General features: G+C 64.1%; 7 protein-coding genes. 1 reads left to right on the forward strand and 6 read right to left on the reverse strand.

The window, feature by feature from the left end; genetic code table 11:
* Positions 1–126: 126 nt before the first annotated feature.
* The 6 genes from ABIB42_RS08340 to ABIB42_RS08365 all read right to left on the reverse strand — a co-directional run bounded on the left by ABIB42_RS08340 (position 127) and on the right by ABIB42_RS08365 (position 11,558).
* Positions 127–2,286: a M3 family metallopeptidase gene (locus ABIB42_RS08340; protein WP_005664428.1), complete on the reverse strand. Its 2,160-nt coding sequence runs from the start codon at positions 2,284–2,286 to the stop codon at positions 127–129.
* Between the two features lie 67 nt (positions 2,287–2,353).
* Positions 2,354–4,477, reverse strand: coding sequence for a M3 family metallopeptidase (locus ABIB42_RS08345; RefSeq protein WP_219861814.1), 2,124 nt, complete (start codon positions 4,475–4,477; stop codon positions 2,354–2,356).
* A gap of 91 nt (positions 4,478–4,568) precedes the next feature.
* Positions 4,569–6,716, reverse strand: coding sequence for a M3 family metallopeptidase (locus ABIB42_RS08350; protein WP_219861815.1), 2,148 nt, complete (start codon positions 6,714–6,716; stop codon positions 4,569–4,571).
* A 187-nt stretch (positions 6,717–6,903) separates the two neighbouring features.
* Positions 6,904–7,107, reverse strand: coding sequence for a SlyX family protein (locus tag ABIB42_RS08355; protein WP_005664422.1), 204 nt, complete (start codon positions 7,105–7,107; stop codon positions 6,904–6,906).
* A 47-nt stretch (positions 7,108–7,154) separates the two neighbouring features.
* Positions 7,155–9,311 carry a DUF4214 domain-containing protein gene (locus ABIB42_RS08360; protein WP_219861817.1) on the reverse strand — a complete coding sequence of 719 codons (2,157 nt, stop codon included), beginning with the start codon at positions 9,309–9,311 and terminating at the stop codon, positions 7,155–7,157.
* A 177-nt stretch (positions 9,312–9,488) separates the two neighbouring features.
* Positions 9,489–11,558: a UvrD-helicase domain-containing protein gene (locus tag ABIB42_RS08365; protein WP_219861819.1), complete on the reverse strand. Its 2,070-nt coding sequence runs from the start codon at positions 11,556–11,558 to the stop codon at positions 9,489–9,491.
* 217 nt (positions 11,559–11,775) lie between these two features.
* Between ABIB42_RS08365 and ABIB42_RS08370 the strand changes: the two genes are divergently transcribed.
* Entirely contained in the window at positions 11,776–12,261 is a 486-nt protein-coding gene (locus ABIB42_RS08370; protein ID WP_071361054.1) for an SRPBCC family protein, read from the forward strand.
* Positions 12,262–12,287: the final 26 nt, after the last annotated feature.

Here is a 12,287-nt window from a genome sequence, read left to right on the forward strand (position 1 = left end):
TTGGCCAAAGAGTTGCAGTCAACTCTTCCCTACTCTCAAACAACGTCGCTCCCGCGAAGGCGGGAGCCCAAGTTTCTCAGCAAACCACGACGCCCGTCATGTCACCACGACCGGCGCAAACCGGCATCACTCGCCGGTCAAACCACGACGCTCCAGCAGCGGCTTGATGTCCGCATCCTTGCCGCGGAAGTTGCGGTACATCTGCATCGCATCCAGCGTGCCGCCGCGCGACAGCAGGGTCTTGCGGAAGTGGTCGCCGTTCTTGCGGGTCAGGCCGCCGTTGGCCTTGAACCATTCGACGGTGTCGGCGTCCAGCTTCTCGGCCCACAGGTAGCCGTAGTAGCCGGCCGAGTAGCCGCCAGAGAAGGTGTGCGAGAAGTAGGTGCTGCGGTAGCGCGGCGGCACCAGGGCGAAGTCGACGCCGGCCTTCTTGAGCGCCTCAGCCTCGAAGGCCAGCACGTCCTGCGGGATCTGGTTCGGGGCCAGCTGGTGCCAGGCCTGGTCCAGCAGCGCCGCGGCCAGGTACTCGGTGGTGCGGAAGCCTTCGTTGAACTGCGACGAGGCCTGAACCTTGTCCAGCAATTCCTTCGGCATCGGCTCGCCGGTCTGGTAGTGCTTGGCGTAGTTGGCCAGCACTTCGGGCCAGGCCATCCACATCTCGTTCACCTGCGACGGGAACTCGACGTAGTCGCGCGGCACGCGCGAACCCGAGAAACGCGGGTACTGCACGTCCGAGAACATGCCGTGCAGCGCGTGGCCGAACTCGTGGAAGGTGGTGCGCACTTCGTCGTACGTCAAGAGCGTCGGCTCGCCGGCGGCCGGCTTGGTCACGTTCAGGTTGTTGGCGATGACCGGCTTGGTACCCAGCAGCTTGCTCTGAGGGACCCAGGCGTTGGCCCAGGCGCCGCCGCGCTTGTTCGAGCGCGCGTACGGATCGAAGGTGAAGATCGCCAGCTGCTTGCCGTCGGCGTCGAACACGTCGAACATGCGCACGTCTTCGTTGTAGCCCGGCAGGTCCTTGCGCTCCTTGAAGGTCAGGCCGAATTCCTTGTTGGCGGCGAAGAACACGCCGTCGACCAGCACGCGGTTCAGTTCGAAGTACGGGCGCAGCTGGCCGGCATCGAAAGCGTAGCGCTGGGCGCGCACCTTGTCGCTGTAGAAGGCCCAGTCATGCGCGGCGGCCTTGAAGCCACCTTTTTCGGCATCGATCACCTTCTGGATGTCGGCCGCCTCTTTCCTGGCGTTGTTGACGGCAGGCGTGGCCAGTTCGCCCAGCAGGGCGTTGACGGCGTCGGTGGTCTTCGCGGTCTGCTCTTCCAGGTTGTAGGCGGCGTGGTTCGGGTAGCCCAGCAGCACGGCGCGCTCGGCGCGCAGCTTGGCGATCTGCAGGACGATCTGGCGGGTGTCGAACTCGCCGCCGCGGCTGCCGCGCGCCATCGAGGCCGACAGCAGCTTGGCGCGGGTGTCGCGGTTGGTCAATACCGACAGGTCCGCCTGCTGGGTGGTGTTCACGACCGGGATCACGAACTTGCCGTCCAGGCCGCGCTTTTTGGCCTCAAGCGCGGCGGCGTCGATCGCCTTGTCGCTCATGCCGGCCAGCTCGGCGCGGGTGTCGACCACCAGCGCCGATGCATTGGCTTCCTTCAGCGTGTTCTGGGCGAACTGGGTCTGCAGGGCGGCCAGCTTGCTGTTGTATTCCTTCAGCTTGACCTTATCGGCTTCGGACAGCTTGGCGCCGGCGCGTTCGAAGTCGTTGTTGTAGCGGTCCAGCAGGTAGGCCGATTCGGCGTCCAGCTTGAGGCTGTCGCGCTTGTCGTACAGGGTCTTGATGCGCTGGTACAGCTTGGCGTTCAGGCGGATCGCGTCGCTGTGCTGCGACAGCTTCGGCGCCATCTCGCGGCCCAGGGCGATCAGGGTGTCGTTGGTGTAGGAGCCCGACAGGGTGCCGAAGGCGGTGCTCACGCGCGCCAGCATGCGGCCCGAGCGCTCCATCGCGACGATGGTGTTCTCGAAGGTCGGCGCGGCCTTGTTGTTGGCGATCTTCTCGATCTCGAGCGCGTGCTGGCGCATGCCTTCTTCGTAGGCCGGCGCGAAGTGCTCGTTGCGGATCTTGTCCCAGGCCGGGTAGTTGAACGGCAGCGCGCTCTCTTTCGCGAACGGGTTCGAGGCGTCGAACCTGGCCGACGCGGCGCTGGCCGCTGCCGCTGGCGCGGCGGGCGCCGCATGGGCGATGTTCAGGACGGCTGCGCTCACGGCGGCGGCCAGCAGGAAGTGGGTACGTTTCATCTTGTTTGCGTCTCGTTGTGAAGGTAGTGCGGAAGGAAGCCGGCGCGGGGCCGGCTTGCCGGGCGGCTTAGTTCAGGCCGCGGCGCTCCAGCAGCGGCTCGATGACCGGGTCACGGCCGCGGAAGTCGCGGTACATTTCGACCGCGTCCATGGTGCCGCCCCTGGACAGCACCTTCTGGCGGAACACGTCGCCGTTCTTGCGCAGCAGGCCGCCGTTTTCCTTGAACCACTCGCCGGCATCGGCGTCCAGGCGCTCGGCCCACAGGTAGCTGTAGTAGCCGGCCGAGTAACCGCCGCCCATGGCGTGCGAGAAGTAGGTGCTGCGGTAGCGCGGCGGCACCGGCGCGAAATCGAGGCCGGCCTCTTTCAATGCCTGCTGCTCGAAGGCGATCACGTCGCTCGGCATCTGCTTCGAACCCAGCTGGTGCCATTTCTGGTCCAGCACCGCGGCCGCCAGGTACTCGGTGGTGCGGTAGCCTTCGTTGAAGCGCTGGGCGGCGCGCAGCTTGTCCAGCAGCTCTTTCGGCATCGGCGCGCCGGTCTGGTAGTGCTTCGCGTAGTTGGCCAGCACTTCAGGCCAGGCCATCCACATCTCGTAGACCTGCGACGGCAGCTCGACGTAGTCGCGCGGCACGCTGGTGCCCGAGAAGCGCGGGTACTTCACCTTCGAGAACCAGCCGTGGGTGGCGTGGCCCAGTTCGTGGAAGGTGGTGCGCACTTCGTCCCAGGTGAGCAGGGTCGGTTCGCCGGCGGCCGGCTTGGTCAGGTTCAGGTTGTTGGTGATGACCGGCTTCTGGTTCAGCAGGAAACTCTGGTCGACCAGGGAGCTCATCCAGGCGCCGCCGCGCTTGTTCGAACGCGCATACGGGTCGATCACGAAGATCGCCAGGTGCTCGCCGTTTTCCTCGAACACGTCGTACACGCGCACGTCCGGATCATAGGTCGGCAGGTCGGTGCGCTGCTTGAAGGTGATGCCCCACAGCTGGTTGGCGGCGAAGAAGGCGCCCTTCTCCAGCACGTTGTTGAACTCGAAGTAGGGCTTGAGCTGGTTGGCGTCGAAGGCGTACTTGGCGGTGCGCACCTTGTCGCTGTAGTAGCTCCAGTCCTGGGCGCCCACCTGGAACCCGCCTTTTTCGGCATCGATCACCTGCTGGATCTCGGCAGCCTCTTTCTTGGCGTTGCGCACGGCCGGCGCGGTCAGGTCGCCCAGCAGCTTGTTGACCGAGGCGGTGTCCTTGGCGGTCTGGTCTTCCAGCGAATAGGCGGCGTAGCTGTCGTAGCCCAGCAGTTCGGCGCGCTCGGCGCGCAGCTTGGCCAGCTGCAGCACGACGTTGCGGTTGTCGAATTCGCCGCCGCGCGCGCCGCGGATCATCGAGGTGGTCAAGAGCTTCTCGCGGGTGCCGCGCACGCTCAGCTGCGCCATCGCCGGCTGCTGCGTGGTGTTCACCACCGGGATCACGAACTTGCCGTCCAGGCCGCGCTTCTTCGCTTCCACGGCGGCCGCTTCGATCGCTTTTTCCGGCAGGCCGGCCAGCTCTTCGCGGGTGTCGACCACGAAGGCCGAGGCGTTCACTTCACGCAGCACGTTCTGGCTGAACTGGGTCTGCAGCGCCGCCAGCTGGGCGTTGTAGCCTTTCAGCTTGGCCTTGTCGGCCTCGGACAGATTGGCGCCGGAACGCACGAAGTCCTTGTAGTAGCGCTCGAGCAGGAACTTCGATTCGGCGTCCAGGCCCAGCGAATCGCGCTTGTCGTGCAGGGTCTTGATGCGCGCGAACAGCTTCGGGTTCAGGCGGATCGCATCGCCGTGGGCGGCGAACTTCGGCGCCAGGTCTTTTTGCAGCGCCTGCAGGGTGTCGTTGGTGTACGAACCGGTCAGGGCGGAGAACACCGAGCGCACGCGCGTCAGCAGTTCGCCCGAACGCTCCATCGCCACGATCGTGTTCTCGAAGGTCGGCGCGGCCTTGTTGTCGGCGATCTTCGCGACCTCGAGCGCTTCCAGGCGCATGCCTTCGGCAAAGGCCGGCGCGAAGTGCTCGTTCCGGATCTTGTCGAAAGCCGGGTAGCCGTACTGCAGGGTGCTCGGCTTGGCGAACGGATTCGACGCTTCCAGGGCCGCGGCGGCGGGTTGGGCGAAGGAGAAGGTGGCCATGGCGACGCTGGCTGCGATCAGCAGCATTTGTGGACGGTTCATTGTGTCTCTTGTGCGTTGTGGGAAAGAAGTACTGCAAATAGCACGCCGCCCTCACCCGCTGCTCGTGACAGCGTATGAGGGCGGCGCGATATCAGTTGCCGGAAGGCTTGGTCTCGACCAGGCCACGGCGCTCGAGCAGCGGTCCGATTTCCGGATCGCGGCCGCGGAAGTCGCGGAACAGGTCCATCGCTTCCGCGGTGCCGCCGCGCGACAGCAGGGTCTTGCGGAAGTGATCGCCGTTCTTGCGGGTCAGGCCGCCGCTTTCGGTGAACCACTTGACGGTCTCGGCGTCGAGACGCTCGCTCCACAGGTAGGCGTAGTAGCCGGCCGAATAGCCGCCGCCCATCGAGTGCGAGAAGTAACCGGTGCGGTAGCGCGGCGGCACTGGCGGATAGGCCACGCCGGCATCCTGCAGCGCCTTGGCTTCGAACGACAGCACGTCCGTCGGGATCTGGCTCGGGGTCAGCTGGTGCCAGCGCTGGTCGAGCAGCGCCGCGGCCAGGTATTCGGTGGTGCGGTAGCCCTGGGCGAACTTCTTCGAAGCGACGACTTTATCGAGCAAATCCTTCGGCATCGGCGCGCCGGTCTGGTGGTGCTTGGCGTAGTTGGCCAGCACCTCGGGCCAGGTCACCCACATCTCGTTGACCTGCGACGGATACTCGACGAAGTCGCGCGGCACGTTGGTGCCCGAGAACTTCGGATACTTCACGTTCGAGAACATGCCGTGCAGTGCGTGGCCGAACTCGTGGAAGGTGGTGACCACTTCATCGTAGGTCAGCAGGGTCGGCTCGCCCTTCGGCGGCTTGGGGATGTTCAGGTGGTTGCCGATCACCGGCTTGTGACCCAGCAGGTGCGACTGCGAGACGTATTCGTTCATCCAGGCGCCGCCCTGCTTGTTGCCGCGGGCATAGGGGTCGAAGATGAAGATCGCCAACGGCTTGCCGTCGACGTCGAAGATGTCGTACACGGTCACGTCCGGGTTGTACACCGGCAGGTCGGTGCGCTGCTTGAAGGTGATGCCGAATTCCTTGGTGGCGGCGAAGAACACGCCGTCGACCAGCACGCGATTCAATTCGAAGTAAGGGCGCAGCTGGCTCTCGTCGAAGTTGAAGGTCGCGGCGCGCACCTTGTCCTGGTACATCGGCCAGTCCCAGGCGGCGACCTGGTACTTGCCGCCCTCTTTGTCGATGACCTTCTGGATCTCGGCCGCTTCCTTCTTGGCGTTGTTGACGGCAGGCGCGGCCAGGTCGCCCAGCAGCTTGTTGACGGCGGCCGGGTTGCGCGCGGTTTCCAGTTCCTGCGAATAGGCCGCGAAGTTCGGGTAGCCCAGCAGCACGGCGCGCTCGGCGCGCAGCTTGACCAGGCGCAGCACCTGCTCCGTGGTGTCGAACTGGCCGCCATGGGTGCCGCGTTCCAGCGACGCCTTCATCAGGCGCTCGCGCGTGGCGCGGGAGGTCAGGAACGACAGGGCCGGCTGGCTCGAGGTGTTCACGATCGGGATCGCGAACTTGCCTTTCTGGCCGCGCTTGGCGGCTTCGTCGGCGGCGGCGCTGATCTGCGCATCGCTCATGCCGGCCAGTTCGGCGCGGGTGTTCACGATCAGGGCCGCGGCATTGGCGCCCTTGAGCACGCGCTGCTGGAAGTCCGACTGCAGCGAGGCGATCTCGCCATTGAATTTCTTCAGCTTGGCCTGGTCGGCCTTGGACAGGTTGGCGCCGGCGCGCACGAATTCCTTGTAATAGCGCTCGAGCAGGTGGACCGACTCGGCGTCCAGGCCCAGCGTATCGCGCTTGTCGTGCAGCGCTTTCACGCGCGCGAACAGTTTCGGGTTCAGGTGGATGGCGTCGGAGTGGGCCGCCAGCTTGGGCGACATCTCGCGGTCGACCGCGTCCAGCGTGTCGTTGGTGTTGGCGCCCTGCAGGTTCGAGAAGGTCGCGACCACACGCGCCAGCAGCTGGCCGGAACGTTCCAGCGCCACGATGGTGTTCTCGAAAGTAGGCGCGGCCTTGTCGCCCGCGATCGCTTCGACTTCGCGCAGTTCTTCGCGCATGCCGGCATGGAAGGCGGGCAGGAAGTGCGCGTCCTTGATCTTGTCGAAGGCCGGGTAGTTCAGCGGCAGGCTGCTGGGCTGGGCGAAGGGGTTGGAGGCGTCGAGCGCGGGAGCGGCGGGGGCGGCAATTGCGGTTGCATGCGCCAGCGCCACGCTGGCTGCGATGATGAGCAGTTGTGGACGGGTCATGAGGTCTTTCGCGAACACTAGGGAAGGCGCCGTCGGGGCTAGCTCGACGGCAGTGCGCTGAAGATCATAGCAGGCTTGCATGCCCACCGTCACAATTAAAAAGTATTGCAATGTATCAGGAAACACGCCCCGTACTTACGCGCGTAAAGACATGTATGCATGGCCAGGCCGGCCATGCGGCGCGGCGTCAGTAATGCGGTGGACGTTCGTTGAGGGGCGCCTGGCCGGCGTCGCGCAGGGTGCGCACGTGGTCGGCCAGCTTGGCGACCATCGCCTCGAGCTGGTCGATGCGGCGATCCTGGCGGTAGATGGTCTTGTTCAGCTCGTCCAACAGGTCTTCCTGCTGGGCGAGCTTGATTTCGAGACTGACGAAGCGGTCTTCCTGGGTCATGGCGGACTCCGGCAAAGCCGGCATTATGCCAGCCTTGCCGCCGCCGATCAGGCGAAAGGCACGTAGTCGATGCCCTGGGCGATCAGCTCGACCACGTTCACCTTGTTTTCCGGGCTCTCGCTGAACGCCATGAGGATCTGCTCGCGGCTGTGCAGCTGGATCTGCTGCAGCCAGTAGGCCTGGCCGCCGGCATCGGGAGCGCGGTTCAGCACATTGTCGTACAGCTCGACAATGAATTGTTCATTGCTCAAGTTCTTTCCGTACAGCGTCTCGAATTCGATGGTGCCGTCCGGCGCCGTGATGCTCATGAACTCCTTGGCAATCTGCATCAGCTCGGTTCCCGTATCCCGGCGGTGCAGCCAATAGCCCATGCCGCCGAGGTCAGGCGCACGGTCGAAGATGGCCTGGTAGAGGCGGAACACTTCGCCGGCCGCGCCGTCGATGTCGATCGCCTTGTAGCCATCGTTGAACTTGATCCGCTCGACATTGAACAGGCCGTCCACTTCGCCATTGGCGGCAGTCGCCGAGAAGCCCCAGGTCTCGTCGCGCAGCCTGTAGTCCGCGCGGTTGCCGTTGAACACGACGGTATCGATGCCGGCGCCCGCGTCCACCGCGGTGCTGCCGGGATTGATGGTGATGGTGTCGCCATTGGCGGTGCCGGCCTGGTAACCGTTGTTGTTGATCGCCAGGCTGACGGTGGCTTGTCCGGCGCGCGCATTACCCGCGGCATCGAGCGAGGTGACGACAACATTGTAATTACCATTGGGCAGTGGATGCGAGTTCAGCACCCACTTGCCGTCGGCGCCGACGACCGCGCTGCCGATCTTGGTAAAGTCGCTGTCGCGATACAGCTCGATCGTGGTGCCGGCATCGCCGGTGCCGGTGAACACCGGACGGTTGCCGCCGGCGGCCAGCGTCGCGCTCACCGTCGGGACGGATGGCGCCGTGGCGTCCACGTGGAAAGGCACTACCGCACTGTTCGCCGACACATTGCCCGCCGCGTCAGTCGCGGTCGCGAATGCCTGGTAGTTGAAGCCATCCGCCAGCGTTTCCGTGGCCCGGGCATTCCACAAGCCATTGGCGTCGGCAGTGGCGGTGGCGATCAGGCGGTCGCCGATATAGACCTTGATGGTGGCATTCGCTTCCGCAGTGCCATTGATGAGCGGCCGGTTGCTGTTCGCATACAGCAGCCCGTTCTGGGTGATCGCCATCACCGGCGCCGCTGGGGCCACCGTGTCCGAGCTCACCACGTTGGCGCGCTCGACCTTCATGTCGGCAAACTGCAGCCAGTCGATATTGCGCAGGGTATCCGTTCCCTCCGCTCCCGAGACCGCTAGTCCGCCATCGGCCAGGGTGCCGAACGTATAGCTGTTGCGGTTGCCGTTGTAGACCACCGTATCGATTCCTGCTCCGCCGTCGATCATGTCGTTGCCTCCATTACCTTGCAAAGTGTCGTTGAATTGGGTGCCCACCAGGACGTCGTCCTTATAGCTGCCGGTGATATAGCGACCGCCGCTGCCGTTGAGACCGAGCTCTCCGCGCAGGCCGTCGCCACCGTACAGCCAGTTGAAGGCGGCGATGTCATAGGGACTGTAGGTGCTGTGCCAGCCGCCGAGGGAGTCGTAGGACATCAGCGTGTTGCTGGTATTGTTTTCGTTGCCGGGCAAAACGATCTCGCCTGCCACACCCTCGCGGAAAGAATGCTTCAGGCCCAGTGCGTGGCCCAGCTCGTGCAACAGAGTTTCATAGCCCTGGGTGCCCGCCGTCAGGTTCTCGGTGATGTGGCGCCGCTCGGCGTTGTCCAGGTACACATAGGCGTTGGCCGTGTACTCGGTCAGCGTGCCGTTCGAGGTCGAGCGGTAGCCGGCCTGCCAGCTGCACAGGCCGGTCGTGTACTGGCCCTCGAGATCGATGTTCGCCAGGTGAATCTGGGCCGCCGTCCCGGATCCCGTCTCGCGAAATTCGATGCCGGTAATTTGCTGCAGATAGGTGAAGGCGGCGCGGGTTGCCGCCTGCTGGGCGGCGCTGAACGCTTCCTGGCCGGTCTTGCCGGTTTCGTTGCCCGACGCCGTCGAGAAGGTGTAGAACAGGACGTTGGCGTTGGAATTGCTGAGGTAATTCCAGTCGGGCCCCTTGTCCAGCAGGGCGTCGATGTGGTTCAAGCCCGAGAGCGGGGTGTCGGTGATATCGGAAACGGTGGCCATGAATCGGAATAGAAAACGTTGCGCTTGCCACACAGCAATTGCCGTGGAACTTTAGCTATCGAAAAACTCGCATTCGGGCAAGTATTTCTTGCTCGACAGTCGAAGTCAAATGCGATTTCAATCGTGCGCAGGTCTTGTCGATCCGCCAAGGCTTACGCGCAACGTTCAATTTCCAACTTATTCAGGAACCGGTCTGGGTGTTGCCAACAAGGCTTTCAGGTTCGCCAATCTTTCCTTGGGACTCAGGATTTCGCTTTCCATCGGCGCCGCCTCGCCCACGTCCAGCGCCATCTCCTTGATGAAGCGCGAGGGATCGCAATTGACCAGTTCGCCCGCTCGTTTCCTGCGCTTGCACCAGCTCACGTGCAGCGTGCGCTGGGCGCGCGTGATGCCCACATACATCAGGCGGCGCTCTTCCTGGATCCGCGCCGCGATCGACTCGACCGACGCGTCCGGATCGCCCTTGTGCGGCAAGATGCCCTCTTCCACCCCGACCAGGTAGACGTGCGGATATTCCAGTCCCTTGGAGGCGTGCAGGGTCGACATGCGCACGGCATCCTGTTCCTCGTCGGCTCCCTCGAGCATCGACATCAGGGCCACCATCTGGGTCAGTTCGAGCAGGTTCTTTTCCTCGCCATCGCGGTCGCGTCCGCCACGGCCGCGGTCTTTCAGCCAGTTGGTGAACTCGAGCACGTTCTGCCACTTGCCCTGGGCCGCGCGGTCGTCGAAGTTTTCGTACAGGTAGTGCTCGTAGTTCATCTCCTTCATCATGTCGTCGAGCACCTCGGCCGCATGGTCGCCGCTGCCCGATGGCCCCGGCCGGGTGGCGCGGTCTTCCAGCTCGGCGATGAAGTGGCAGAAGTCGCGTAGCGGCCCCAGCTGGCGCTCGGCCAGCTTGGCCTCGATACCGCCCTTTCTCGCCGCCTCGAACAGCGAGCAGTTCCACTGCTTGGAAAACTCACCGAGCACTTCCAGCGTGGCCATGCCGACGCCGCGCTTGGGCGTCGTCACGGCGCGGATGAAGGCCGGGTCGTCGTCCTGGTTGGCGATCAGGCGCAGGTAGGCGATGATGTCCTTGATCTCCGCCTTGTCAAAAAAGCTCTGGCCGCCGGACATCGTGTAGGGAATGCGCTCCTTGCGCAGCGCCTGTTCGATCACGCGCGCCTGGTGGTTGCCGCGGTACAGGATCGCGTAGTCCGTCCATTTGTTCTTGCGCTGGAAGTGGTCGGCCGAGATCATGATCGCGACCTGGTCGGCTTCCTGGTCGTCGTTCTGCATGCCCAGCACCTTGATCGGCTCGCCCAGGCCGTGCTCGGACCACAGCGACTTCTCGAACAGCTTCGGGTTGTTGCCGATGACGGCGTTGGCCGCCTGCAGGATGCGGGTGGTGGAGCGGTAGTTCTGCTCGAGCTTGATCACCTTCAGGTCGGGGAAATCGTCGCCCAGCGTCTTGAGGTTTTCGACCGAGGCGCCGCGCCAGGCATAGATCGCCTGGTCGTCGTCGCCGACCGCCGTGAACATCGGCTTCTTGCCCAGGCCCGTCACCAGCAGCTTGACCAGCTCGTACTGGCAGGTATTGGTGTCCTGGTATTCGTCCATCAGCAGATAGCGCAGGCGCCGCTGCCAGCGGTCGCGGATCGGTTCGTTATTGCGAAACAGTTCCACCGGCAGGCGGATCAGGTCGTCGAAGTCGACCGCCTGGTAAGCCTGCAGGGTCGCCACGTAGCTGCGGTAGACCCGTCCGGCCAGGGCCTCGTCCTCGTCGCGCGCCGCCTTGATCGCGTCTTCCGGGTCGACCAGGCCGTTCTTCCACAGCGAGATCGCGTTCTGGATGGCGCGGATTTCCTGCTTGTCCGTGGTCAGGGCCAGGCTCGACACGATGGTGTAGCAATCGTCGCTGTCCATGATCGAGAACTTGTCCTTCAAGCCGACCCCGGCCGCTTCCTGGCGCAGGATCTTGACGCCCAGCGAGTGGAAGGTGGACACGGTCAATTGCTTGGCCTGCTTGGGCTGCTTGAGCAGCTTGCCGATGCGCTCTTGCATCTCGAGCGCCGCCTTGTTGGTGAAGGTCAGCGCGGCGATGGTGCGCGGATCGTAGCCGCAATGCTCGATCATGTAGGCGATCTTTTGCGTGATCACGCGGGTCTTGCCCGAGCCGGCGCCGGCCAGCACCAGGCATGGGCCGTCGAGGTATAGCGCGGCTTCGCTCTGCGGCCCGTTGAGGCCGAATCTTGGTGCATTGGACATGGGAATTATTTCTGGAGGGACAGGCAGCGATTGTAACAATCTGGCGGGCTCAGCGGGCGATGGCGCGCGCCGCATAAACCGGATTGCAACACTGCGGATTGCAACACCGGCCGGGATGGCCCGAGCGGACGACGCCGGACGCGCGGGCGCGCAATCGAGTAACATGCGTCCTTTGCGGTTTGCTCCGCTGCGGCTCTATTTTCTGGACATACGCCCTATGAAATTCGAACATCTCGTAGAAATCAACGACCCGATGAACCCGCTGATCGACACCCTCACCCGCGAGCAGGTCTGGCATGGCCTGGTCCTGCGCGCCGAGGACCCGAAGATGTTCATTCCGCACCTGGACGCCAGCGAGATCGTCGAGCGCGAGGCGGGCGCTTTCCGCCGCCGCCTGACCTTCGGCGACCTGGTGATCGAAGACCAGGTTTTCCTGACCCCGCTGCAGGAAGTGCGCTATGAGGTGCCGGCCCAGGGCGAGATCGCGGCCTCGAGCCTGCGCATGATCATCGAAGCGCCGACCAACGCCATGCTGCTGGTGCGTTTTTGCTACGACGACGGCACCGGCGAGCACGTCGATCCGGCCAATGCGATGTATGACGAGTTCAAGAAGTCGGCATATGAAGAAGCCGACCTCGACACGGTGCGCATCCTGCGCAAGCTCGCCAGCGAAGGCAAGCTGAACACTGCGTTGCTGAATTAATTCGCTGCGCCGACCGCGTGGAGGGC

It is taken from the genome of Massilia sp. UYP32, assembly GCF_050434365.1.
GTDB classification, from domain to species: domain Bacteria; phylum Pseudomonadota; class Gammaproteobacteria; order Burkholderiales; family Burkholderiaceae_D; genus Telluria; species Telluria timonae.